The following is a 24311-nucleotide window of genomic DNA, read 5'->3' as shown; positions in this document are numbered from 1 at the left end:
ATCAACCTCCTCCCGGCGAAAGGGAATTTCCCATGACTCCGCCCATCGACCGCCGTCAGGCCCTCCGCACCTCCGCCGGGGCCCTCCTGGTGGCCGGCCTCGCCACCGTGGGAACGGCCACCACCGCGTCCGCCGCCCCCGTCCGGCCGAAGTCCGCGGACTACCCGGAGATCCCGAACGTCCCGGGCATGAACGGGGACCCCCGATCCAACGAGTTCTGGTACGTCTTCGACCAGGAACTCTGGTACCACCGCACGCCCGAGGTCATCGCCGCCAACGAGAAGCTCGGCGAGGTGCTCGGCGAGGACCCCGAGGTCGCCATCATCCAGGCGTACCTCGCCCACCGCAGCGCGGGCACCTACCCCAGCGGGTTCCGCACGCTCGTCACCCCCCTCAAGGAAGCGCTGACCGTCCTCTCGGACGCCCAGTGGAGCGTCATCGACCGCTACTACCCGCACACCGACCTGGCCGGTCTCACCAAGGCGTTCGCCGACTTCGGGCAGGGCGTCCTCTACGACCCGCGGCTGTCCGAGGGCCAGCGCAGCCACACCATGAACGGCAACCCGCCGGTCGGCTTCCACGCCTGGCACTGCTACCTGCGCGCCATGCAGCTCCTCGGCATCGACTCCCGCCGCTGGGCCGTGATCGACCCGCTGATCGGGCTGTCCTGGGAGATCCAGTCGATCGTCAAGCCGAAGCCCGACGTCATCTACCCGCCGCTCGACGCCAAGGTGCTCCGCCGGCTGACCGCGAAGTGGCTCGGCCGCAGCCCCGGCGAGTGCGACACCGCCTTCGAGACCTTCCCGTACCCGCAGGGCGTCAGCTGACCCACCCGACCGCGCTCCGAGAGGCAGAATCATGCGAACGGCACAGACGGAACCGACCGCAGCACCTGAGGAGAGGACCGGAGTCTGGCTCATCGGCGCCCGCGGTTCGGTGGCGACGACCGCGGTCGTCGGAGCCGCGGCGATCCGGGCCGGACTGGCCCGGCAGACCGGCTGTGTCGCCGCCCTGCCCCCCTTCGCGGAGCTCGGCCTGCCCGACTTCGGCCGGCTGGTCTTCGGCGGTCACGACATCGACGAGACCCCGCTGGTCAAGCGGGCCGAGCAGCTGGCGGGCGCGGGAGTTCTGCCGCAGGCGCTCCTCGGCCCGCTGGCGGCGGACCTCGCCGAGGCCGACGCCGAGATCAGGCCGGTCGACGGTGGTGGTGCCGCGCGGCAGGACCTGCTGATCGAGACGCTCGCTGCGGACATCGACTCCTTCCGGCGCCGCGCCGGACTCGACCGGGTCGTGGTCGTCAACGTCGCCACGACCGAACCCCTCGCGGAACCCGACCCGGCCTGCGCCTCGACGGAGGCACTGGACGCGGCGCTCGCGGCGGGGGAGTCACCGTTGCCCTACAGCGCGGTGTACGCCTACGCCGCACTGAAGTCCGGCTGCGCGTATGTCGACTTCACACCCTCGGCGGGGGCGCGGCTGCCGGCACTCCACGCGTACGCCGTCGCTGCCGGGCTGCCGTACGCGGGCAGCGACGGCAAGACGGGGGAGACCCTCGTCAAGTCCGCCCTGATGCCGATGTTCGCGCGACGGGCCCTCGCCGTGCGCTCCTGGTCCGGCACCAACCTGCTCGGCGGCGGCGACGGAGCGGCACTCGCCGAACCCTCCCGCGCCCGCAGCAAGGTCGAGTCCAAGCGGCGCGTGCTCGACGAGGGGCTCGGCCACCCGGTCGAGGGCGGGGTGCACATCCACGACATCGCCGCGCTCGGCGACTGGAAGACGGCCTGGGACCACATCGTCTTCGACGGGTTCCTCGACGTGCGGATGACGATGCAGTTCACCTGGGAGGGCTGCGACTCGGCGCTCGCGGCGCCGCTCGTCCTCGACCTGGCCCGGTTCATGGCTCTCGCCCACCGCGCCGGGGAGAGCGGGCCTGTGCCCGCCCTCGGCTTCTTCTTCAAGGACCCGGTCGGCTCCACGGTCCACGGCCTGGAGGAACAGTTCACGGCCCTGGTGGACTGGGCTCGGGCCGCCGCAGCGGTGCGGGTGTGAGCGGGTACGCGAGGCGGCGCCTGCCCTCCGCTGGTGCCGTCGCCCGGCTGGTACGGGCTCCCGCCGCGCTCACCGTCCCCGGCGATGTGCTGGCGGGGGCCGCGGCCGCGGGAGTGCGGCGCGGGCCACGCGCAGTGGGGCTTGCCGCCTCCTCCGTCTGCCTCTACTGGGCGGGTATGGCGCTCAACGACTACGCCGACCGCGGCCTCGACGCCGTGGAACGCCCCGAGCGCCCGATCCCTTCCGGAGAGGTCTCGCCCAAACAGGCCCTTGCCCTCGCCACCGGTCTCACCGCCGCCGGGATCGGACTTGCCGCGCTCGGCGGGGGACGCGCCGCACTGCCCACCGCCGTATCGCTCGCCGGGGTCGTCTGGGCTTACGACCTCGCCCTGAAGTCCACCCCGGCCGGGCCCGCCGCGATGGCGACCGCCCGGGGGCTCGACGTGCTCCTCGGCGGCGCGGGCAGCGGACGCACCCGGGCCGCACTCCCGGCGGCCCTCACCGTGGCCGCGCACACCTTCGCCGTCACCGTGCTCAGCCGGCGCGAAGTCAGCGGTGCGAGCAGGGCCGTTCCCGCCGCGACGCTCGCCGCGAGCGGGGCGGTCACGGCGGCGGCCGTGGCGTACGGCAACCGGGCCGCACCGGCACACCGGGCGGTCAGCCGCACACTGGCCGCCGCCTACCTCAGTACCTGCGGGCTCGCCCAGTACAGCGCCGCCCGCACCCCGACTGCCGCGAGCGTACGCCGGGCCGTGGGCGCCGGGATCCACGCCATGATGCCGCTCCAGGCCGCGCTGACCGCGGCGGCCGGCTCCACGGCCGTGGCCCTGCCGGTGGCAGCGGCACTGCCGCTCGCCCGACGACTGGCCCGGAAGGTGTCGCCGACATGACGAGGACCGCGCTGCGCTTCGCTTACGGAACCAACGGCTTCGGCGACCACCGGATCGGCGACGCCCTGCGGGTCCTCGCGGACCTCGGCTACGACGGGGTCTCGTTGACCCTCGACCACCACCACCTCGACCCGTACGCACCGGACGTGGCCGCGCGGACCGCCCGGGTCAGGAAGGTGCTCGACCGTACCGGTCTCGACGTGGTCGTCGAGACCGGCGCCCGGTACCTGCTCGACCCGATGCGCAAGCACCAGCCGACCCTGGTCTCCACCGGGGGCCGCGCCCACCGCGCCGATCTGCTGCGCAGGGCGACCGAGATCGCATCCGCTCTCGGCGCCACCACCGTCCACCTGTGGAGCGGCGCCGCCCCCGACGACGTCCCGGCCGACGAGGCGTGGAAGCGGCTCGCCCATGGGTGCGCCACCGTGCTGGAGCACGCCGGACGCGCGGGAGTCGACCTGGCTTTCGAACCCGAACCGGGCATGCTGGTCGCCACGTTGCAGGACTACCGCCGGCTGGTGGACCTGCTGGGCGGGCACGACCGATTCCGGCTCACCCTCGACATCGGGCACTGCCGCTGCCTGGAACCGCACCCCGTCGTGGAGTGCGTGCACCGTTCGGCCGACCGGCTCGCCCATGTCCAGATCGAGGACATGCGGCGCGCGGTGCACGAGCATCTTCCGTTCGGGGACGGCGAGATCGACTTCCCGCCGGTTCTGGCCGCACTCGCCGATGTGGGCTACCGCGGCCTGGTGTCGGTGGAACTGCCCCGGCACAGCCACGCAGCGACTCTTCAGGCGCGCCGCAGCATCGCGTTCCTGCGGGAGGCGGCGGTCGCCGCGAGCACCGTACGCCCGCCGGAGCTCGTGTCCACCCCCACCCCCGAACCCCGACTCATGAAGGGCGCGGTACGCCCATGACGCTCTCGGACACCACCACACCCACCGGAGCCGTCCACGACGAGCGCACCGTCCGGGCCCTGCTCGGTGCGCTGGACGCCGCCCTCGACGCGGACCGCCGGGAGCGGCTGGCACGGGACACCGCGGCCGTCGCCGCCGACCCGGCCGCGCTGGACACCCGGTTCCCCTCGGCCGGCCGCGTCTACGGGCGGATCCCGCTGCCGGACCGGGCGCTGCCCGACCGCGCGGGCTGGGCCGTCGAGGACGCCGTGCGTGCCGCACTGCTGCTCGCCGTCGCCCCCGACCGCACCGCCACCGAGACCGCCGCCCGGTATGCGCAGGGCGATGCCGCCGAACGGCGCGGGGTGCTGCTGTCCCTGCCGTATCTGCCGCTCGGCGGCGCCGCGGCCTCCCTCACCGACGACGCCCTGCGCAGCAACGACACCCGGCTGATCATCGCCGCACTAGGCCCGTACGCCCGCGCACATCTCGATCAGCACCGCTGGCGCCACGCCGTACTCAAGTGCCTGTTCACCGAGATACCGCTGTCCGTCGTCGCCGGGCTCCACGAGCGCAAGGACGTCGAACTCACCCGGATGGCCCGGGCGTTCGCCGACGAGCGCCGCGCCGCGGGTCGCCCCGTGCCGGCCGATCTCGTCCTTCTCGTCCCGGACCGCGGTCGCGACCGGTAGTCACCCCCTACTCGCAGGAGCCCGCACATGCGGATTTTCGACCCGCACATCCATATGACCTCACGGACCACCGACGACTACCGGGCGATGTACGACGCGGGTGTCCGCGCCTTGGTCGAACCCGCGTTCTGGCTCGGCCAGCCCCGTACCGCCCCGGCGAGTTTCAGCGACTACTTCGACGGACTCCTCGGCTGGGAGCCCTACCGCGCCGCCCAGTACGGGATCAGGCACCACTGCACCATCGGCCTCAACCCGAAGGAGGCCAACGACCCCCGCTGCACCCCCGTGCTCGACCTGCTGCCCCGCTTCCTCGCCAAGGACGGCGTCGTCGCCGTCGGTGAGATCGGCTTCGACACCGTCACCCCCGCCGAGGAGCACGCCTTCGCCGCGCAGCTCGCCCTCGCCGTCGAGCACCGGCTGCCCGCACTCGTGCACACCCCGCACCGCGACAAGGCGGGCGGCACCGCCCGGTCGCTGGCCGTCGTGGCGGAATCCGGCATCGACCCGGGCTTCGTCGTGCTGGACCACCTCAACGAACTGACCGTCGGTCACGTTGTCGAAACCGGGTGCTGGATGGGCTTCTCCATCTACCCCGACACCAAGATGACCCCCTCCCGCATGGTCGAGATCCTCCAGCGGTACGGCACCGAACGGATGCTGGTGAACTCCGCGGCGGACTGGGGACACAGCGATCCGCTGCTCACCCGCGCCACCGGCGAGGCGATGCTCGCCGCCGGTTTCGACGAGGCGGACGTGGACCGCGTCCTGTGGCAGAACCCGACCGCCTTCTACGCACAGAGCGGCCGGCTCGACGTCGACGCCACCGGGTCCGCGGAGAGCGGCGGTGCCCCGGCGAACCCGACGTCCCCGGCGGCGGTCCTGTATGCGGGCAACTCCGTTGCCCGGGGCGGCAGCTGAGGGCACCGGGACCGTGAGACTGCGCCATCGCGACGGGACCGACGTCCATCTCGCCTACTGCACCAATGTGCACCCGGCGGAGGATCTGGCGGGTATCACCGCACAGTTCGACCAGTACGCCCTTCCGGTACGGGAACGCCTCGGCGCCGCCACCCTCGGACTGGGCCTCTGGCTGTCCGACGCCACCGCCGCCGCACTCGACACCGACCCGGCCGCCCTTGCCCGCCTCGGCGCCGACCTGGTTGCCCGCGGCCTGGAGACGGTCACCTTCAACGGCTTCCCGTACCGCGGCTTCCACGATCCGGTCGTCAAGCACGCCGTGTACACCCCCGACTGGTCCGACCCGCGCAGACTCGATCACACCCTGCGCCTGGCCCGTATCCTCGCCGCCCTGCTTCCCGACACCGCCACCCACGGCAGCGTCTCCACGCTCCCCTTCGCCTGGCGCACCCCCTGGCCGACGGAACGCCATGACGCCGCCCTGCGCCAACTCGACCTGCTGGCCGCAGGGCTGAAGCAGATCGAGGCCGACACCGGCCGCGTCATCCGGGTCGCCGTCGAACCCGAACCCGGTTGTGTGACCGAGACCGTGCGGCACACGGCCGCCGCCCTCGCCGCCACGGATCCCGGGCGGATCGGGGTGTGCCTCGACGCCTGCCACCTCGCCGTGGCCCACGAGGACCCCGACGAAGCCCTCCGCGCCCTGGCCGTCCACGAGGTCCCGGTGGTCAAGCTCCAGGCGTCCGCCGCCCTGTGCGCCGACCGGCCTCACGATCCCTCGGTCCGGTCCGCCCTGGCGGAGTTCGTCGAACCCCGCTTCCTGCACCAGACCAGGGAGCAGGCGCCCGACGGATCCGTGCTGGGCCGCGACGACCTCGACGAGGCTCTCGCCGAGGACGGTGGACTGCCCGGCCACCGGCCCTGGCGGGTCCACTACCACATCCCCCTGCACACCGAGCCGGCGCCGCCGCTCAGCAGCACCCGGCCCGAGCTCCGCGCCACCCTCCGCACGCTGTTCGCGGGGGAGCGGGCGCTCACCGGCCATGTCGAGGTGGAGACCTACACCTGGACCGTGCTGCCGGAAGGCCGGCGCCCCGCCGGACGGGACGGCCTGGTCGACGGGATAGCCGCCGAACTGGCATGGACGAAAGCCGAGCTGAACGCACTCGGCCTCAAGAGTGCTGAGGAGCACCACTCATGACCGACCGACGCAGAAAGGTCGCCGTGCTGTGCACGGTCGGCCTCACCCCGCGGCTGCTGCCGCACATGCCCCATCTCCGGGCCATCGGCGAACAGGGCTTCGTCGCCGCGCTGGACACGGTCTTCCCGGCCGTCACCGCCACCGTCCAGGCGTCCCTGACCACCGGCAGCCTGCCCAACGACCACGGCGCGGTGGCCAACGGCTGGTACCACCGTGACCAGGGCGAGGTGCTCATGTGGCGTCAGCACAACGCCCTCGTCCACGGCGAAAAGGTGTGGCACGCCGCCCGGGAGAAGGACCCGGACCACACCACCGCGTACCTCTGCTGGTGGTGGGCGATGGGCGCCGAGGTCGACACCGTCCTCACCCCACGCCCCGTCTACCACTACGACGGCCGCAAGCAGCCCGACTGCTACACCGTCCCGGCGGGCCTGCGCGACGAACTGACCGCGCTGCACGGTGACTTCCCCCTGTTCAACTACTGGGGCCCGACCGCCGGAATCGCCTCGACCAGCTGGATCGCCCAGGCGTCCCGCTACGTCCTGGACCGCCGCAGCCCCGACCTGACCTTCATCTATGTCCCGCACCTCGACTACGACCTCCAGCGCTACGGCCCCGACAGCCCGCAGGCCGTCCGTGCGGCCCGGGAGGCGGACGCCGCGCTCGGACCGCTCCTGGACGACCTGCGGGACCGCGGCACCACCGTGATCGCGCTGAGCGAGTACGGGATTGCCCCGGTGCGCCGACCCGTCGACATCAACCGGGCGCTGCGCCGCGAAGGGCTGCTCTCCGTCTATGTGCAACGCGGCATGGAGTATCTCGACCCACACACCTCCCGGGCCTTCGCCGTCGCCGACCACCAGGTCGCCCATGTGTATGTCGCCGACCCCTCCGACCTGCCGCGGGTACGGGACACGCTCAAGGCCACCGCGGGTGTCGACACGGTCCTCGACCGCATCCAGCAGGCCGACTTCGGCATCGACCACCCGAACGCGGGCGAGCTCGTGACGGTCGCGGAACCGGACGCCTGGTTCACGTACTACTACTGGCTGGACGACGACCGCGCCCCCGACTTCGCCCGGGGCGTCGAGATCCACCGCAAGCCCGGCTACGACCCGGCCGAGCTGTTCTTCGACCCGGCCGATCCGATGATCAAGGCCAAGGCGGCGCTGACGCTGCTGCGCAAGAAGGCGGGCATGCGGGCCCCGATGACCGTCGTGCCGATCGATCCGCACTGTGTACGGGGGAGCCACGGCCGGCTCCCCGACGACGACCGGGACGCCCCGATGCTGCTGTGCTCGGAGCCCGCAGAGGCTCAGCAGCGCTACCACGCCACCGAGGTCAAGCGGCTGATCCTGCGCCTGCACGGCTGGTCCTGACGCGTCACCGACACCCCTGCTGCCACAGGGGTGTCGGCGAAGTGTCCGCACCGCACCCGCGTGTGCGCGGCAGACGGCGGTTCGACGAAAAGCCCTACGGGACAGCCCTCGGGGCGGGGAGGGGCAGGCGGGACTTCCGACACACGCCCTAGGAGGCGGCGGGCTCCGATGCGGGCTGCTCCTGGGCGAACAGCCGGACCAGCGACAGGAAGCGGTAGTGCAGTCGCTCGTCGGTGCAGACACCGCTGACCTCGATCAGCCGGGCGTCGGCCAGCGCCTCGAGAACCCATTCGGCCCGCTCCTCGCACACCCCCAGCACCTCGGCGGCCTCCCGCGCGCTGAGTCCGGCCGCGCAGCCACGTGCCAACTCCCTGAACGCCCGGCGTGATTCGGCGTCGAGCGCGGCATGTCCGAGGCGCAGAGAGGCCCGCAGGTCGTGGCCGCCGAGCCGCAGCTCGCTCAGCCGGTGCTCTTCGGATGCGAGTCTGGCCACCAGCCGGGAGAGCCGCCACCGGGGGTTGGCGGTCAGCCGGGTCGCGGCGATGCGCAGCGCGAGCGGAAGCCGGTCGCAGAGCTCGACCAGCCGGGCCGCCGCCTCCGGCTCCGCCGCCACCCGGTCGGCGCCCACGAGCCGGGCGAGCAGCCCGGTCGCCTCGTCCGGGTCCGGCAGCCCGAGGTGGACCAGACGGATGCCCTCCAGACCGCTCAGCGGACTGCGCCCGGTGATGATGGTCCGGCACAGCTGCCCGCCCGGCAGCAAGGGGCGGGTCTGCCGGTCGTCCTCCGTGTTGTCGAGGACGACGAGCACACGGCGCCCCGCCAGCCGGCTCCGGTACAGCTGGCTGCGCTCGTCCAGCGAGACCGGCAGATCCCCCTCGGGGGTGCCGAGCGCGTGCAGGAACCAGCCCAGCACCTCATACGGGTCCTTGGCCCGCCCCTGGGCGTCGCGCAGGTCGACGTAGAGCTGTCCGTCGGGGAAGTGCTCACGGCTCAGCTGGGCGGCATGCACGGCGAGCGCCGACTTCCCGATGCCCGGCATGCCGGTGATCACGGCCCGGTGCGGGTGCGCCGCGTGCGGCCGGAGCAGGGCGGTCACTTCGGCGAGCTGTTTCTCGCGCCCGTGGAAGTCGGTGGTGTCCGACGGCAGCATCGCGGGCACGAGTCCGTTCCAGCTGTGGGACGACGCCGACAGGACGGCGGCTCCCGCGGCGGGCCCGCCCAGGTCCCCGGTGAGGATCGCTTCGTGCACCGTACGCAGCGCCTGCCCCGGGTCGATCCCGAGCTCCTCGCGCAGCGTGTGCCGTCCGGCGCGGTAGACGGCGAGCGCCTCCGCCTGCCGCTCGCTGCGGTAGAGGGCGGTCATCAGCTGGGCGCGCAGCCCTTCCCGCAGCGGATGGCGGGCCACCAGCGGCGTCAGCTCCGCGATCAGCGCGGCGTGCGAGCCCATGGCGAGGTCGGCCTCGATGCGGCTCTCCAGGGCGGCCATGTAGGCCTCCTCCAGCCGGGGCAGCTCGATCTCACCGAGGAAGTCGGTGGTGTTGGAGAGGGCCGGCGCGCTCCACAGACTCAGCGCGTCCCGCAGGTCCCGGGCGGCCTGCTCGAACCGTCCGCCGCTCAGCGCCCGGGTCCCGATGCCGGCCAGCCGCTCGAACTCCGCCCAGTCGAAACCCGCGGGGCCGATGTCCAGCCAGTAGCCGGGACCGCGTCGTTCCAGCCGGATCCCGGGACCGAGGCGCTTGCGCAGCCGGGAGATGTACGTGTAGATCTGCGCGCTCATCGTCGCGGGCGGCTCCCAGCCCCACAGAAGGGTGCTGAGCCGGTCGTCGGTGACCATATGCCCGCGAGCCAACAGCAGGGCGGCGAGGGTCGTGCGTTGTTTGGTGCCGTCGAGCGGGATGTCGGCACCGTCGACGGACGCCTCAACCGGGCCGAGGATGCTGAACTTCATGTGTTTCCCCCGTTCCGAGCCGCGCGCGGAAGCGCGACGGCTGTTGTGGGGGACGCTAGAAGGGGGTGGTGTTCACGGATTATCGTTTCGATTTCGCGGCCTGTGGCGGCGAGTGGAACGGCCCTTCTCGGCCGACGACGGTGCCCGCTCCCGACTCGCCCGCAGCCTTCGGTCCGGGCCGCCGTCACCACGGACGCCCGGGCGGGCGTGACGGATGCTCGCCGAGGACGGGCACCACGGCGGTCTGCCGGCCCGAGGATCCGTCACGCCGTTCCGACGGGCAGCGGGAACCGGACGTGCTCGATCGAAGTGGTGCACGCACGGGCCGGCTCCGGGGAGGTCACCGCTTCAGGGCGGTCTCCAGCCACTCCAGGACCTCGGGCGTCACCGGGTCGGTGATGTCCGCGAACTCGTCGTGCTTCTTGAGGAACTTCGCCACGTACGGGCAGACCGGCACGATGCGCTTCCCGGAGGCGCGTACGTCGGTCAGGGCCTGCTCCACAAGGATGGAGGCCAGGCCCTGGCCTGCGAAGGCGTCGTCTATCTCGGTGTGAAAGAAGACGCGCTGTCCGTCGCGGTCGCGGTAGGCGGTGAGGCCCGCGCGTTTGCCGTCGACCAGAATCTCGTAGCGATGCCTGGCGTCGACTCTCTGAACGGTCGGCTCGGATGCGTGCTGGGTCATGACGGGCCTTTCGGTGTCGTACGTCACTTCAGTGGTGTGCAGGATTTTCGCGTGGGGTGATGCGGGCGTTCGGAAGGCCGGGCGCGGGAAGGCGGCCGCCGTCGTAACCGTCGACACTGCCGAAGCGATCGGAGGCGTTCTCCCATGCGGCCCGCGCTTCGACGATGTCCTCGTGGCTGCGACCGATGAAGTTCCACCACATGACGATCTGCTCCTGGAACGGTGTGCCGCCCAACAGCACCACGCGGGCCGGGCGATCCGTCTCGTTCGTCAGAGTCAGGGAGTCGCCTCCGGTGCCGATGTATCCCAACTCGGCCGGTTGCAGAAGTGTTCCGTCGACACGGACGGTCCCTTCGTCGACGAGCAGTCCGTGCTCGAAGCCGGGATCCACGCGGAGGTTGGTCGTCGAGCGCGGGTCGAGAACGAGTTCGGCGCCCAGCAGGGGCGTGAAGGTCGGCACCGGAGAGGTGTCACCCGCCAACGACCCCAGGAACACCCTGATGTCGGCTCCGTCCACCCGGACCCGTCGCGGGACGTAGTGCTGGAAGTCGCGTCCGGTGTGCCGGTGTTCTTCGGGCAGGGCCACCCACAACTGGACGCCGTGCAGCACGGTGGTGCGGGTGGTGGAGACCTCCGAGTGGCTGATGCCGTACCCGCTGGTCATGAGGTTGAGTTCGCCGGGCCGGACGAGCGCGTGGCTGCCGAGGCTGTCGCGGTGCTCGATCTCTCCGCTGAACAGCCAGCTCACGGTCTGCAGACCGATGTGTGGATGAGGAGCCACGTCCATGCCACCCGTGTCGGCGACGTCGTCGGGGCCGTAGTGGTCGACGAAACACCAGGCTCCGATCAGTGTCCGCGCCCGCTGCGGCAGCGTGCGCCGTACCGTCATCGCGCGCGGCCCGCCCAACGGGACGTCGCGCGCGGACAGCACATCGACACGCTGCACGGCAGACTCGCCGTGGTCTGCCCCACCCCGGCGCCGTTCGACCGGGTCCACTTCGAGGTCACTCACCGTACGCCCCTCTCATCGGAGAATGATTTCACTTTCAACTATTATGCCTGATACTAAGTCCATGTCCCCGCACATGCACGGCAGAGGAGCGCGGGCCGGAAGCGGCCCCCGGAGGAGTCCACGTTGAGTGACACGACAGCAGACCTGGCAAGCCGACGGGTCTACATCGACAAGCAGAGCCCCAAGGCCTACCGCGCCCTCGTCGGGACGGCCGACGCGGTCCGCACGGCCGCGGCCGAGGCGGGAATCGACCGAAGCCTGGTGGAGCTGATCAACCTCCGTGTGTCGCAGATCAACGGCTGCGCGTACTGCCTGAGCGTGCACACCGGGGCCGCGCTGCGCGCCGGTGAGACGACGCAGCGCCTGGGCGTGCTGGCCGCCTGGCGCGACACCGAACTCTTCACGGCCCGGGAACGCGCGGCACTCGCCCTCGCGGAGGCGACCACCGCCCCCGCGAACGCCGTCGAGCAGGAGAAAGCCTACGCCGCGGCACGCCAGGTCCTCACCGAGGAGGAGATCTCCGCAGTGATCTGGGTGGCCATCACCATCAACGCCTTCAACCGGGTCTCCATCCTGAGCAAGCATCCCGTGCGGGGAATCCCCCCTCAGTGATCCGGCGGGCGCGCCGGGCTGAGGACATCGCGCAGTTGGGTGCGGCCCGTGATGCCGAGCTTGGGAAAGATCTTGTGCAGATGAAAGCCGATGGTACGCGGAGACAGATAGAGCCGGGCGCCGATGTCCCGGTTGGTCAGGCCCTCCGCGGCCAGCTGGGCGATCTGCAGCTCCTGCGGCGTCAGGTCGGCCACCGCTTCGGGCGTTGCGGAATCCGCCACGGCCACGCCCGTTGCGCGGAGTTCGGCCGTGGTGCGCTCGATCCAGGGGCGTGCGTCGAGCCGTTCGAAGAACTCGAGGGCGGTGCCGAGAACGGTCCGCGCCTCCGCGGCCCGTCGGCGCCGCCGCAGCCACTCGCCGAAGTCCAGCTGTGCGAGGGCGTGCTCGAAAGGCCATCGGGGGCAGGCCGGGTCGGCGAGCGCCGCACGGAAATGGGGCTCCGCGTCCTCGGGATCGCTCAGCAGGGCCGAGGCACGATGCATGATCGCGTCCAGGCGGGCGGATCGGGCCGTGCCCAGGGTCTTCTCTGCGGCCCGGAGCACGGAGCGGGCATCGTCCGCCTGGCCGGCGCGGACGCCTGCGGCGGCAAGATCGGCCAGGTAGTACAGGGAAGCGTGATAGTGCACGGGTGCAGGGTGGAAGTCCTGGGTGAACACGCGCCGGAAGTGCTCGTACGCCGCCTTGTGATCGCCCTCCGCCAGGGCTGCCATGCCGAGCGCGTGGCAGTAGCGCACATACAGGCTGCGGGAATCGAGCAGGTCGATGCCGCGGACGGCATCACCGGCCTGCGCACGCGCGGCCTCGTGGTCTCCGCGGGCGGCGCGCAGCGTGGCCCGCAGGATGGACGATCCCACGGTGACGTTGTCCGCGCCTGCCTCTGTCGCCATCCAGAAGGCGTCCTCGGCGGCGGATCGGGCCGCGGTCCAGGCTCCGCTCTCGAACAGTGCGAGGGCGAGGGCCTGCGCGACGGTGCAGTTGGTGCCGGCGGTCGCGGCCCGTCGCAGATGGTCCAGGGCCTGGCCGAGCAGACGCACGGCCTGGTCGGTCTCGTCCAGGATCCAGGCTGTGCCGCCGAGCATGACGAAGTCGGTCAGGGAACCGTCCTGCAGTGTGTCCACTGCGTGGGTGAGGCTCTTGAGAGTCTCCTCCCGGTCCGTGAACGGGTGGCTGACCACCTGTGGCCAGAGGCAGTCGATCCTGTTCGACGGCGGCGTGATGAGGCCGCCGATCCGCTGGAGTTCGGTCCGGTAGAACGGGGCGCCGGAGTTGTACGCCGGGGTCGATGCCGTTCCCAGCGCGTCCAGAGCCAGGGCAGGTGCCTGTGTGGCCATGGACTCCGCCACGGGCAGCAGGAAGGCCAGGGAGTCGTCGTGCCGGAGCGTCACGGCCAGGGACCACCCGCCGCGCAGGGAAGCCTCGGCGAGGAGCTGGGCGTCGTCCGTCAGGGTGCCGACTCGGGCCGCGATCTCACCGACCCACTGCGGATACCCGGCATACATGGCCGACGCGGCAGCGGCGAGCAGGCGTCTGGCACGCTGATCCGGCTCCGACGTGAGTTCCGCGGCGCGTTCCAGCGCCGTGGCCGCGGCCGCGTATCCGCCGCGACGCCGGGAGCGTTCCGCGCTCTCCGCGAGAGCGCCGGCGACCTGTTCGTCCGGGCCGAGTGCGGCTGCGGCGAGGTGCCAGGCACGGCGATCGGGTTCCCGCGCGAGCGCGGCGGCGAGCGCCAGGTGGGCCTCGCGGCGCTCGGCGAACGAAGCGGCCTGGTAGATCGCGGAGCGGACCAGCGGATGACGCAGACGCACGTGACCGCCCTCGACGCGCACCAGCCCCGCCCGCTCGGCGGGTCCCCACACCTCCGGCCCGTCCAGGCCGGGCACGGAGTGGAGAACGTCCGAGAGCTCGGCGCTGCCGGCTGCCGCCGTCAGGAGCAGGACCCGGCGTGTGTCGTGCGGCAGAGCGGGCAGGTCGGCGGCGAACAGATGCTCCAGCCGGGCGGTGAGGGGGAGCGAGTCGATCGAGCCGGCTCCGCGGCTGTCCAGGTCCCTGGCGAAGGCTCGTGTGAGCTCGATGAGGGCCAGCGGGTTCCCGGCCGCCTGCCGGAGAATCCGGGACCGGACGCGATCCCGTGGCGGATGCGGCTGCGCGTCCAGCAGGAGCCCCGCCGCGGCTCGGTCCAGAGGGCCTGCGGCCAGATGCGGGAAGTCGCGGTCGAAGCGCGCCGGCACCGCTTCATCCCGTGCGGCGAGCAGCAGGGTGATGTGTTCGCCTTCGAGGCGCCGGGCGATGAACGCGAGTACGTCCAGCGAGCCGACGTCCAGCCACTGTGCGTCGTCGACGGCGATCAGCAACGGGCGTTCCGTCGCCGCGTCCGAGAGCAGCGTCAGCACGCCGACCATGATCAACAGCGGGTCGGGTGCCTGGGACTCGTCGGTGTCGTCCGAACCCAATGCGCGGCGCAGGGCATCACGCTGCCGCGGGGGAAGCCGGTCGACGCCGGAGAGTACCGGGCGCAGCAGCTGGTGCACCCCCGCGAAACCGAGGTCCTTCTCGCCTTCGCTGCCTCGTACCCGGAGCACGCGTCGGCCGCCGGCCACGGCGTGCGAGGCCGCCCATTCCACCAGGGCGCTCTTGCCCGCTCCCGGCTCGCCGGTCAGCACGAGCACCTTCGGGCCGCGGTCGTCCTCGGCGTCGATCAGTTGCGCGATCCGCGCCAGTTCACGATCCCTGCCCAGGATCTCCCGCGTGCGTGCCGGGTCGGTGCCGAAGTCCATGCTCTCCCTTGTCCGTCCAACCGTCCGCCTGCCGAACCGGTGCGGAAGCAAATTTCCTGCTCATCGCTCTGAAGGAATCCTGCCAGGTCCGATTCCGGCATGACTGGTCACATGACAGAAGCGCCTCTTCCGGCGCTCTGACAGCATCCACTCATGGGCGTCGGACGCGAGACTTGCCGACCTTTCGTCCAGTGAAGTCGGTAGGCCGTGGCGATCTCGTCCATGGTTCGGGGAAGCGGAGTGCGATGACGGAATTCGACGTGAGGGGCGCGGCAGCCGCCGGTGAGGAAATCGACCCCGGCGGCTCCGAGCCGGCCGCAGCGGTGATCGGCCGGGAGGCGGAGGTCGACCGGATCCTGCGGTCCCTCGATGTACGCGATGGCCTTCCCCAGGCTCTTCTCCTGCTCGGCGAGGCCGGAACCGGCAAGTCCCGGCTGCTCCGGGTTGCCGCGGAGACAGCCGAACGACGCCGCACCCGAGTCCTGTCGGCGCAGGGCTGGGGCTCCGAGGAGCCGCAGGCGTTCTCCACCCTGCACCAGCTGCTCCTGCCGGTGCTCGGCGCGATCGACGCTCTGCCGGAGCACCAGCGGCGGGCGCTGCGCACCGCTTTCGGTCCGGCCCCGGAGGCCGGACCGCCGGAGATCCGCGCACTGGGCGCCGCGGTCCTGACACTCCTGGGGCACCTCGCGCAGGCATGCCCGGTCCTGCTGACCGTGGACGATCTGCAGGACTGCGATCGCGCGTCCATGCGTGTTCTCTTCTTCGTGACGCGACGCCTGACGAACCAGGCCGTGACCGTGCTGTTCACCGCACGCGGCGAGGCTCCCCCGGCCGGGGTCCCCGCGGATCTTCCCGTCCTGTCGCTCGGCCCGCTGTCGGAGCGGGCGTCGGCCCTGCTTCTGGATGCGCAGCCAGGCGCACCCGAGGGAAGGGTCAGGCTGGACCTGCTCCGACAGGCGGAGGGGAACCCTCTGGCGGTCGTCGAGCTGAGCCGGGCGGCGTACGGCGCAAGCGGGCCGGCAACGGCCGGTGCGGACCCGCGGCAGACCGCGCGGATCCAGCAGATGTTCGCCGAACGGCTGGGCGAGCTCCCCGAGGAAACACAGCGCGCCCTGCTGTACGCCGCGGCCTCCTCGCAGGAGGACGAACTCGTCACCGTCATGGCCGCATTGGGCTCCCACGACCTCACCGTCTGGGTCCGGGCGGAGGAAGCCGACCTGATCACCATTGCCGAGGGCCGTCTCGCGTTCCGCAACCCGCTGATCCGCACCGCGGCATTCCACCGGTACGCCGCGAAGCTGCGGCAGCAGGTCCACCGGGATCTCGCCGCCGCACGAGGCCAGGTCCCCGCACGTCGGGCCTGGCACCTGGCCGCAGCAGCCATCGGCCCGGACGAGGCGGTGGCCACGGCCCTGGAGGAAGCCGCCATCCAGGCCGCGCAGACCGGAGACTGGTTCGCCTCGGCGAAGGCACTGGAACAAGCCGCGCGCTTCAGCGCCGGCGTCCACGACCGGGCTCGGCGTCTGGCCGGAGCGCTGGCCGCCGCGAGCGACGTCGGGGACCCGGAATGGGTGCGCGACCTGTACGAACGATTCACCCGGGTGAACCGCGACCCGGAACTGCTGTGCATCGCGGCCTGCGCCATGAGTGGCGCGCTGTCACTGCTCTCGTTCCAGCGGGAGGCCTTCGACCTCCTGCTCGATGTGTGGCAGCGCACGCCGCCGAGCCGTGCAACGACCTCCTTCGCACTGGCCGCGGTCGCCATGGGGATCTCCCGCCGGTCCGGGCTGCCCGAACACCGGCTGCCACTGCCACGACTGCTCGACCACGCGGTCCGGGCAGCGCAGGCCGAGAAGGACCGGTGCGCACAGCAGGACGGGTTCTTCCACGAGCTCTCCGGGCCCGAGGTCCTCGCCTCCCTGGAGGCCGCCGTGTCGGTGGGGATCGATCCTGCCGTACGGGGCGGCAGCGACGCGCTGCGACGGTTGACCGCCCCTCCCTCCGAACCCCTCGACGGTGCGCGCCGGCTGACCCGTCTGCTGGCGACCGCCTCGGTCGCCCACCACGTCGACGAGTCGGAGCTCTGCGCGGAGAGTTACCGGCAGGCAGGAGCGCTCCGTGGCACGCGGGGAACGCTGGGGCCGCGCGCATGGACGCTCGCGGCCGAGGTGGACACCCTCGTGAGCATCGGACGGTGGGCCGAGGCCGAGGCTGTGATCGAGGAGGGCCGGTCCGCCGCCGCGGTCCACCGGTTGACCCGTGTCGACATGGACCTCGAAGCCCTGGAGGTGACCCTCCGCGCGCTTCGCGGCGAGACGATGCCGGACATCCCGTTCACCGGACCCCACTGGCGCTCCGTCAGTCTGGACGAGAACCGGTCCACACACGCCAGAATGCTGCGGGCGTGCGGTCTGACCGCGATGGTCCTCGGGGACGGCGACCGGGCCTTCCGGCACTTGCGGGCGTTGTTCGGGGAGGACGGTTCGCCCCTTGATCCCTTCCTTTCACCGCGCTCCATCAGCGAACTGGCCGCTGCCGCGCAGCGCATCGGCCGGCAGCAGGAGGCGGCACGCATCCTCGGGGACGTACGGGAACGCCAGGGTGCGCGACCGACGACGCGGATGACGCTCCTGATGCATCATGCGGCGGCCCTCGTGAACGAGGATGCCGACCCCGAGCACCACTTCCGGCTGGCCCTGGTCAATCCGGAGGCGGAGAAGTGGCCCCTGGAGCGGGCCCGAGCCCGTCTGCACTACGCGATCTGGCTGCGCAGGCGCAGAAGGCCCCTGGAGGCCCGAGTGCAGCTGACCGCGGTGCTGGAGGTCGCGGCCCGGCTGGACGCCCGGCACCTTGCCGCGTCGGCCCGCGGCGAGCTGCGCGCGACCGGGGTGGCCCAGGCTCCCGCGTCGGCCGATCGTCTGGCCGAGCTGACGGCTCAGCAACAGCAGATCGCGAGGCTGGCCGCGAACGGACTGTCGAACCGCGAGATCGGCGAACGGCTCTTCCTTTCGCCGCGTACCGTGGGCTCGCACCTGTACAACGTCTATCCGAAGCTCGGCGTCAGCAGCCGCCATCAACTGCGGGACCTCCTGTACGACAGGTGACGGGCAACGAACCAGAACCCCGAGGGGCCGTGCGAGAGGCGAACCGGATGCAGTCGGACCCCGAGGGGGCAGTGGGCGGAGAACCCCTGTCGGCCGTGATCCTCGATCCGCTGGTGCAGCGGCTCGTCGACGCGTCCGCGGCACCCCCCTTTCTGCATGAGCTGGGACCGGTGGACGGCCGGCAGGCGTTGCGGGAGTCTCAGAACCACGTGGTCGACGACTTCGAGGTGGATGCCACCTTCCACGTGGCGCCCGTGGGGCCCTCCGGCCTGGTCGGCTTCTGGATCTTCAGGCCGTTGGACCTCACCGGCCCGCTTCCCACCGTGCTCTACGTCCACGGGGGCCGGTGGATGCTGGGAGACGCACAGACCCACGCACGGCTCGTCAGCGAGCTCGTGCGGGGCGCGGGCGTGGCCGCTGTCGTCCCCGAGTACAGCCGTACTCCCGAGGCCCGCTACCCCGTGGCCCTCGAGGAGTGCTACGCGCTGATGACCTGGGTGGTCCGGCAGGCCGGGGCACTCGGGCTCGATGCCGACCGGCTGGCCGTCGCCGGGGACTGCGCCGGCGCCACCGTGGCCACGGCGCTCACTCTGATGGCGAAGTCGCGCGGCGGCCCGAGGGTCCGCGCCCAACTGCTGTACTACCCCCTCACCGACTCCCGCTGCGACAGCCCCTCCCAGCGGCAGTTCGCCACGGGCTATCTGCTCACCCGGGAAGCGCTGCGCTCGTACTGGCGGCAGTACGCCGACGCTCCCGGGCAGCGGGACGAGCCGGCCGCGTCCCCCGTGCGTGCGAGCGTCGCGGAGCTCGCCGAGCTGCCGCCGGCGCTGGTGATCACGGCGGAGGCCGATGTGACACGGGACGAGGGAGAGCGGTACGCGGACCGGCTACGTCGTGCCGGAGTCGAGGTGACCTCAGCCAGATTCCTGGGCACGGTCCACGACTTCGTGTCGCTGACCGCGTTGCGCGACAGCCCGCCCACGCGGGCGGCCGTGCTTCTGGGAGGGTTCTTCCTTCGCGGCCACCTGAGATGAGGGCGGCCGCCCGCTGTGCCCGGCCGGGACGGGGCAGGTGGGACCGGACCAGTCGGCCGACTGATGCGTCCGACACCCGGCGAAGGCACGCTGGCCTGTATGCGAACGAGTTTCGGTGCCCTCCCGGGAGACGGTGCCCACGTCCATGACCCCGCGACGCGGCGACGCCCGCGTCAGGTGCTGTGCACGAGCACCGTGCCCCTCAGCGAGAGTATGGACTTCTGGCAAGACGCCGTCCTCGCGCAGCTCGTGGGGATGGACATCTCCGCGGAAGGGGGAACATACGACGCCACCATGCGTACGGACCACCTCGGCGACCTTCAGATCAGCACGATCGAGTGCGATCCCGGAGTGGTCCACCGGGCCCCGCGCTTCATCGCCGGTGGCGACGGCCACGAGGTGTTCGTCGCCGTACTCACCAGGGGCGTCGCCCAGGTCGAGCAGGATGACCGCGCCACGGAGCTGCAACCGGGCGATGTCGCGTTCTTCGAGACCATTCGCCCCTTCCGTATCCGGTTTCCCCAACGGTTCCAGTTGAAGATCTTCGGCGTGCCGCGAAACCTTCTGGGCCTGGCGGAGGCGGACCTCGGACGGATCACGGCGAGGTCCATGCGCCCGGAGACCGGGCTGGCGGCCCTGCTCTCGCCGTTCATGTCGCGCCTGGCGGACACGTCCGAGTCGTACTCCCCGTCCGCCGCCGAGCAACTGGCCGGCAGCGCGGTGGACCTGCTGGCCGCGGCGGCGGCGCAGCAACTCGGCGCGGAGCCGACGAGTCTGCCCGGCGCCGACCGCGTCCTGCTGTTGCGTATTCACCGGTTCATCCGCTGGCATCTGGCGGAACCGGACCTCACCCCCGAGGCCGTCGCGCGGGCCCATCACATCTCGGTGCGGTATCTGCACCGGCTGTTCGAGGGGGAGGGTACGACGGTCAGCCGTTGGATCCGTGAGCTGCGCATGCAGGAGTGCCGCCGGGAGCTGACGGCCACCGCCGCGCAGGGCGTCGGCGTGGGAAGCGTCGCCCGCCGCTGGGGATTCACCAGCACGTCCCATTTCGGACGCGCCTTTCGCCGGCAATACGGGACGTCGCCGACCGAGTGGCTGCGACACGAGCAGGGCCGACGCTCCGTCGAGGGGGGCGAGTGACATGCCGGTCCGAACGCCGCTGACGGGCGGTGTGCCGCCGATGGACCTGTCCACGGAGACCGTCGGGCCCGCGGACAGGGTCCCGGCCTGGAAGCGGGCCCTTTCGCGGACCTACGTCGATCTGGACCTGGTCGTCCGGGAAGACCCGCGGTCCTGGAAGGCGTCCCTCAGGGCGGACCGGCTGGGATCGCTTCAGGTCGCCACCGAGGAGTCGGACCCCGTGAAGGTCCTTCGGACCCCGGAGGGCGCGGCGGGGGACGGCCGCGCGTACATGTTCGCCCGCGTCCAGCTGGAGGGTTCGGCGCTGCTGTCCCAGGACGGCCGCGCCGCGCAGCTGCACCCGGGAGTCCTGGCCTTCTACGACGCGAGCCGACCGTTCACCCTTGTCCTGCCGGAGCCGCACCGGGCCTGTGTCCTGATGGTTCCCCGCGCGATGCTGAGGCTGGACGAGGCGGGGATGCGCCGGGTCACCGCGAGGGCCGTCGGCGGCACGGCCGACCGACCGTCGGAACTGATTCTGCCGCTGCTGTCCGGGCTGGCGCAGGAGATCGGCTCCGCCTCGCCCCAGGTACGCGAGCGACTCGCGCGCACCGTTACGGGTCTGCTCTCCACACTGGCCGAAGACCTGGTGGACGCGGACGGGCGGCCCGCGGCCGGGGCGGGGCCGGTCACGGTGCTGGACAGGATCAAGGCCTCGGCCGAGTCCCGCCTCGGCGAGCCCGAGCTGTCTCCCCGGATGCTCGCCGACGAGCACCGCATCTCCCTGCGCTACCTGCACAAGCTTTTCCACGCGCAGGGCACCACGGTCAGCGGCTGGGTACGCCAACAGCGACTCGATGCGTGCAGGGCCGAACTGGCCCGTCCCGGCGCGGCCGACCTGGCGATCTCGGCCGTGGCCGCCCGCTGGGGTTTCATCAACCCGGCCCACTTCAGCCGTGCCTTCCGCCGGGCCTACGGGGTGTCCCCGACCCAGTGGCGCGCGACCGCCGGCACGCAGCAGCGGCGAACGGCCGAGCGGGCCCGTTCGGTCTGAGGCGTACGACCCCGGGGAAGGGAGCGCGGGCCCCGCGCCACGATCCGGGTGCGGACCCCGCGCCCCTTCACGGCTGCGGCCTGGTCCGGCGGCGTTCGAGGCCTTCGGTCCTGGCGCAGCGTGAGATCCCGCTGCGGGCTTCTTCACCGGCGCCGCACCGTGACCACCACGACCAGGGCCGCCAGCAGCGCGCCGGCGGCGAGGGCCGGGGCCGGGGAGCAAGCGGCCAGCAGGATGCCGACCGCGGCGACGGGATACGGAATCCACTCGGACACGGTTCTTTGGTGGGGCCGCAGGTGTACCGCCCAGACAGTGATCAGGAAGACGGCCGCGGGGACGGTGACCGCCGCGCCGGCGGCCAACGGCGAGGCATCCGTGCGACCTGTGACGTGATCGGCGTACGCGGCCAGGCCGGCTCCCTCGGCGGTCGCCGAAGCGAAGATCAGGTAGTGGCCGTAGGCCCAGATGAATCTCCTGCGGTGGGCCCGGTGCGTCGTGGCGAGCAGGGTGTGCGCGGGTCTGGCGAAGTACAGCCACCACATGGCGTAGGCCATGAACAGACCACCGGCCGCCACCGCGTACAGCGAACCGGTGCCTTGGTGCCGGTCGAAGGCGCCCCGGACGGCGACGGTGGCCGCCGCGACGGACTCCCCGAGGACGATCAGGGTGAAGAGTTCGTAGCGCTCGGCAATGTGGCGCGGATGCCATGGGGTCATCCCGGCGGACTGCGCCCACACCGGGACGCAGACCTCGGCGACGATCATCACGAGCATGCCCGGCAGCCGCGCCGAGACCGGGAGACCGAGCAGCCCGACCCACCCGATCTGGCAGCGACACTCCGGCGGCGAAGCGCAGAGTGGTCGGCCGCCGAGCGGGATCGGACCACGCGGCACGCAGCCACAGGGCGGCCAGCGCCGTGCGCAGCACGACGTATCCGACCGTGATGACGCGCAGATCGCCCTTCTCGAACGCGCTGGGAACACCGGCGGCGAGCACGAGCGACCCGGTGATCTGGACCAGCACGGTCAGCCGGTACAGGAGGTCGTCCGGGTCGTAGGCGGATGCGAACCAGGTGAAGTTCATCCACGCCCACCAGATGGTGAAGAAGATCAGCGCGAAGCGCAGGACACCGGTGGCGTACTCCCCGTCGGTCAGCGCCTCGTGCAGACTCCCGGACGCCTGCGCCACCGCGATGACGAAGCACAGGTCGAAGAGGAGTTCCAGCGGGGTGGCGGACCTGTGCGGCTCGCCGGGGTCGCGGCCCGGCATGGTGCGCCATCGCCCGGGTGCCGGGTCGGTGCGAGCGATCGGTGGGCGGTTCAGCGGAGGGCTCCGAGCGCGGCCTCCACCGTCCGGTGGAAGGTGGGATACGTGTAAATCATGTGCTGGAGGCGGTCGACGGGTATTTCGGCGTGGACGGCCACGTTCAGCCCGTAGAGCACCTCTCCTCCCGCAGGTCCCGCCGACGTCGCACCGACCAGTACGCCCCGGTCGGTGTCCTCGACGAGCTTGATGAAGCCCTCATTGCCCGGCCCGTGTATCCACCCCCGCGTGGAGGAGGAAAGGGGCAGCATGCTGGTGCGCACCCGCAGCCCCTGCTCCCTCGCCTGACGCTCCGTCAGCCCCACGGCGCCGATCTCCGGGTCGGTGAAGGTGACACGGGGCAGCGCCCGGTAGTCGGCGTCGGGACCGGGCCGGCGGAGTATGTCCCGAACCGCGATCTCGGCCTGGTACATCGACACGTGGGTGAAGGCACCCCGGCCGGTGATGTCACCGACCGCCCACAGCCCGTCCCCGGCCCGCATCTGCCCGTCCGTGTGCACGACTCCTGCGGTCGGGTCGAGCCCCACCGAGTCGACCGCCAGCGGAGCGAGGTCGGCGTGACGCCCGGCGGCGACCAGCAGTCTCTCGGCACGCAGCGGCTCCCCGCCCCCTTCCAGCCGTACGGTGAACGCCGTGCCGTCATGGCCGACCTGCCGCACCCGAGCGCCTGTCAGGACGGTGACCCCGTCCGCCCGCAGAGCCTGCGCCGCCAGATCCCCCGCCTCCGGCTCCTCCTGCGACAGCAGCCGTTCCTGCCCCTCGATCACCGTGACCACACACGTGAAGCGGGCGAAGACCTGCGCGAGTTCGACGCCGATGGCGCCTCCTCCGAGCACGACCATCGACTCCGGCAGCTCCTTGGCCGCCATGGCATCCCGGTTGGTCCAGTACGGCGTTCCCTCGAGGCCCGGCACCGGAGGGATCCGGGGCCTCGTGCCGGTGGCCAGCACGACACCGCGCCCGGCTTCGAAGGTGCGATCGCCGACCGCCACCCGGCGCGGCCCTGCGAGGCGACCTGCTCCCCGGACGAGTCGACCGCCCCTGGCCGCGAGCCGGTCGACCGCCACCTGGTCGTTCCAGTCGTCGGTCGCGTCGTTGCGAATACGTCCGGCGACGCGGCCCCAGTCCGGAGTCACGACCACCTCACCGGCGAGAGCAGGGATCCGGCCCGCCTCGGCGAGCAGATTCCCGGCCCGGATCATCATCTTGCTGGGCACGCACGCCCAGTACGGACACTCGCCGCCGACGAGTTCCGCCTCGACCCCCACCACGTCGAGTCCGGCCTCGGCCAGCGTGCCCGCGACGTGTTCGCCGCCCGGCCCCAGACCGACGACCACTACATCCACCTGCTCGTTCGTACTCACGTCTCTCCTCGTTCCCCGGCCCACCGGGGGTGGGTCGCCCGGCCGAGGCTAGAGCGGCAGCGCAACCGTCCATGCCTGCCAGCGCACGGGGTCTCGACCGAGAGCGAACGCCTCGCACATGGGACGGACACAGTGCGCGGGCAGGCATGACCGCATGCACTTGCGGGCAACCCCTGCCCCGTCCGGGCGCCTAGCGTCGCCCGGGTACGCACAGCACGGCACCGCAGGAGGCGGATCATGACCAGCAAGTCCCA

At 71.8% G+C, this 24311-nt stretch carries 18 protein-coding genes and 1 pseudogene; 13 read left to right on the top strand and 6 right to left on the bottom strand.

What is annotated here, in order from left to right:
* The first annotated feature begins 32 nt into the window (after nt 1-32).
* Genes ACFU6I_RS16660 through ACFU6I_RS16625 form a run of 8 tightly spaced genes read left to right on the top strand, consistent with a single transcriptional unit; the run spans nt 33 to nt 8028 of the window.
* Nucleotides 33-827 (top strand): hypothetical protein, encoded by a 795-nt coding sequence (locus ACFU6I_RS16660; protein ID WP_384366635.1) that lies wholly within the window; start codon nt 33-35, stop codon nt 825-827.
* Nucleotides 828-858: 31 nt separating this feature from the next.
* Entirely contained in the window at nt 859-2049 is a 1191-nt protein-coding gene (locus tag ACFU6I_RS16655; RefSeq protein ID WP_384366632.1) for an inositol-3-phosphate synthase, read from the top strand.
* The gene (locus tag ACFU6I_RS16650) at nt 2046-2939 is read left to right on the top strand and encodes an SCO3242 family prenyltransferase (protein WP_384366629.1); all 894 of its coding nucleotides are present in this window, start codon (nt 2046-2048) and stop codon (nt 2937-2939) included. Before ACFU6I_RS16655 ends, ACFU6I_RS16650 begins: the two co-directional genes overlap by 4 nt.
* Entirely contained in the window at nt 2936-3859 is a 924-nt protein-coding gene (locus ACFU6I_RS16645; RefSeq protein WP_384366626.1) for a sugar phosphate isomerase/epimerase family protein, read from the top strand. Before ACFU6I_RS16650 ends, ACFU6I_RS16645 begins: the two co-directional genes overlap by 4 nt.
* Entirely contained in the window at nt 3856-4530 is a 675-nt protein-coding gene (locus ACFU6I_RS16640) for an EboA domain-containing protein (RefSeq protein WP_384366623.1), read from the top strand. The genes ACFU6I_RS16645 and ACFU6I_RS16640 overlap by 4 nt, the downstream gene beginning before the upstream one ends.
* Before the next feature lie 27 nt (nt 4531-4557).
* Nucleotides 4558-5448, top strand: a complete 891-nt coding sequence (locus tag ACFU6I_RS16635; RefSeq protein ID WP_384366620.1) for a TatD family hydrolase — start codon at nt 4558-4560, stop codon at nt 5446-5448.
* A gap of 13 nt (nt 5449-5461) precedes the next feature.
* Nucleotides 5462-6649: a metabolite traffic protein EboE gene (gene eboE / locus ACFU6I_RS16630; protein ID WP_384366617.1), complete on the top strand. Its 1188-nt coding sequence runs from the start codon at nt 5462-5464 to the stop codon at nt 6647-6649.
* Entirely contained in the window at nt 6646-8028 is a 1383-nt protein-coding gene (locus ACFU6I_RS16625; protein WP_384366614.1) for an alkaline phosphatase family protein, read from the top strand. The genes eboE and ACFU6I_RS16625 overlap by 4 nt, the downstream gene beginning before the upstream one ends.
* Nucleotides 8029-8176: 148 nt before the next feature.
* Here ACFU6I_RS16625 and ACFU6I_RS16620 read toward each other — a convergent pair whose 3' ends face one another.
* The 3 genes from ACFU6I_RS16620 to ACFU6I_RS16610 all read right to left on the bottom strand — a co-directional run bounded on the left by ACFU6I_RS16620 (nt 8177) and on the right by ACFU6I_RS16610 (nt 11670).
* Nucleotides 8177-9976, bottom strand: a complete 1800-nt coding sequence (locus tag ACFU6I_RS16620) for a BTAD domain-containing putative transcriptional regulator (RefSeq protein WP_384366611.1) — start codon at nt 9974-9976, stop codon at nt 8177-8179.
* Nucleotides 9977-10316: 340 nt separating this feature from the next.
* On the bottom strand, nt 10317-10658 hold the full coding sequence (locus ACFU6I_RS16615) for a GNAT family N-acetyltransferase (protein ID WP_384366608.1): 342 nt from the start codon (nt 10656-10658) through the stop codon (nt 10317-10319).
* A 28-nt stretch (nt 10659-10686) separates the two neighbouring features.
* Nucleotides 10687-11670 carry a pirin family protein gene (locus tag ACFU6I_RS16610; RefSeq protein WP_384366605.1) on the bottom strand — a complete coding sequence of 328 codons (984 nt, stop codon included), beginning with the start codon at nt 11668-11670 and terminating at the stop codon, nt 10687-10689.
* Between the two features lie 123 nt (nt 11671-11793).
* Between ACFU6I_RS16610 and ACFU6I_RS16605 the strand changes: the two genes are divergently transcribed.
* Nucleotides 11794-12282: a carboxymuconolactone decarboxylase family protein gene (locus tag ACFU6I_RS16605; protein ID WP_384366602.1), complete on the top strand. Its 489-nt coding sequence runs from the start codon at nt 11794-11796 to the stop codon at nt 12280-12282.
* Here the strand turns inward: ACFU6I_RS16605 and ACFU6I_RS16600 are convergent.
* Nucleotides 12276-15056, bottom strand: coding sequence for a helix-turn-helix transcriptional regulator (locus tag ACFU6I_RS16600; RefSeq protein ID WP_384366599.1), 2781 nt, complete (start codon nt 15054-15056; stop codon nt 12276-12278). The genes ACFU6I_RS16605 and ACFU6I_RS16600 overlap by 7 nt on opposite strands.
* Before the next feature lie 245 nt (nt 15057-15301).
* Here ACFU6I_RS16600 and ACFU6I_RS16595 point away from each other — a divergent pair, with 245 nt between their 5' ends.
* The 4 genes from ACFU6I_RS16595 (at nt 15302) to ACFU6I_RS16580 (ending at nt 21370) form a co-directional block, all read left to right on the top strand.
* The gene (locus ACFU6I_RS16595; RefSeq protein ID WP_384366596.1) at nt 15302-18160 is read left to right on the top strand and encodes an AAA family ATPase; all 2859 of its coding nucleotides are present in this window, start codon (nt 15302-15304) and stop codon (nt 18158-18160) included.
* Between the two features lie 47 nt (nt 18161-18207).
* The gene (locus ACFU6I_RS16590) at nt 18208-19194 is read left to right on the top strand and encodes an alpha/beta hydrolase (RefSeq protein ID WP_384366593.1); all 987 of its coding nucleotides are present in this window, start codon (nt 18208-18210) and stop codon (nt 19192-19194) included.
* A 213-nt stretch (nt 19195-19407) separates the two neighbouring features.
* A complete protein-coding gene (locus tag ACFU6I_RS16585) occupies nt 19408-20337 on the top strand; it encodes a helix-turn-helix domain-containing protein (protein WP_384366590.1) in 930 nt (309 codons plus the stop codon).
* A gap of 1 nt (nt 20338) precedes the next feature.
* On the top strand, nt 20339-21370 hold the full coding sequence (locus ACFU6I_RS16580) for a helix-turn-helix domain-containing protein (RefSeq protein WP_384366587.1): 1032 nt from the start codon (nt 20339-20341) through the stop codon (nt 21368-21370).
* 143 nt (nt 21371-21513) lie between these two features.
* Here ACFU6I_RS16580 and ACFU6I_RS16575 read toward each other — a convergent pair.
* Nucleotides 21514-22639: pseudogene (locus ACFU6I_RS16575) on the bottom strand (low temperature requirement protein A).
* 50 nt (nt 22640-22689) lie between these two features.
* On the bottom strand, nt 22690-24057 hold the full coding sequence (locus tag ACFU6I_RS16570) for a dihydrolipoyl dehydrogenase family protein (RefSeq protein ID WP_384366583.1): 1368 nt from the start codon (nt 24055-24057) through the stop codon (nt 22690-22692).
* Nucleotides 24058-24311 lie beyond the last annotated feature (254 nt).

The sequence above is a fragment of the Streptomyces sp. NPDC057486 genome (assembly GCF_042802415.1).
Classification (GTDB): domain Bacteria; phylum Actinomycetota; class Actinomycetes; order Streptomycetales; family Streptomycetaceae; genus Streptomyces; species Streptomyces yanii.
This window is presented reverse-complemented; position numbering and strand designations above follow the sequence as displayed.

Bases quoted from the DNA above. Each gene is read 5' to 3' on its own strand.
- ACFU6I_RS16660 (WP_384366635.1), top strand. From the start codon at position 33: ATGACTCCGCCCATCGACCGCCGTCAGGCCCTCCGCACCTCCGCCGGG.
- ACFU6I_RS16655 (WP_384366632.1), top strand. From the start codon at position 859: ATGCGAACGGCACAGACGGAACCGACCGCAGCACCTGAGGAGAGGACC.
- ACFU6I_RS16645 (WP_384366626.1), top strand. From the start codon at position 2,936: ATGACGAGGACCGCGCTGCGCTTCGCTTACGGAACCAACGGCTTCGGC.
- ACFU6I_RS16640 (WP_384366623.1), top strand. From the start codon at position 3,856: ATGACGCTCTCGGACACCACCACACCCACCGGAGCCGTCCACGACGAG.
- ACFU6I_RS16635 (WP_384366620.1), top strand. From the start codon at position 4,558: ATGCGGATTTTCGACCCGCACATCCATATGACCTCACGGACCACCGAC.
- ACFU6I_RS16625 (WP_384366614.1), top strand. From the start codon at position 6,646: ATGACCGACCGACGCAGAAAGGTCGCCGTGCTGTGCACGGTCGGCCTC.
- ACFU6I_RS16620 (WP_384366611.1), bottom strand. From the start codon at position 9,976: ATGAAGTTCAGCATCCTCGGCCCGGTTGAGGCGTCCGTCGACGGTGCC.
- ACFU6I_RS16615 (WP_384366608.1), bottom strand. From the start codon at position 10,658: ATGACCCAGCACGCATCCGAGCCGACCGTTCAGAGAGTCGACGCCAGG.
- ACFU6I_RS16600 (WP_384366599.1), bottom strand. From the start codon at position 15,056: ATGGACTTCGGCACCGACCCGGCACGCACGCGGGAGATCCTGGGCAGG.
- ACFU6I_RS16595 (WP_384366596.1), top strand. From the start codon at position 15,302: ATGACGGAATTCGACGTGAGGGGCGCGGCAGCCGCCGGTGAGGAAATC.
- ACFU6I_RS16590 (WP_384366593.1), top strand. From the start codon at position 18,208: ATGCAGTCGGACCCCGAGGGGGCAGTGGGCGGAGAACCCCTGTCGGCC.
- ACFU6I_RS16585 (WP_384366590.1), top strand. From the start codon at position 19,408: ATGGACTTCTGGCAAGACGCCGTCCTCGCGCAGCTCGTGGGGATGGAC.
- ACFU6I_RS16580 (WP_384366587.1), top strand. From the start codon at position 20,339: ATGCCGGTCCGAACGCCGCTGACGGGCGGTGTGCCGCCGATGGACCTG.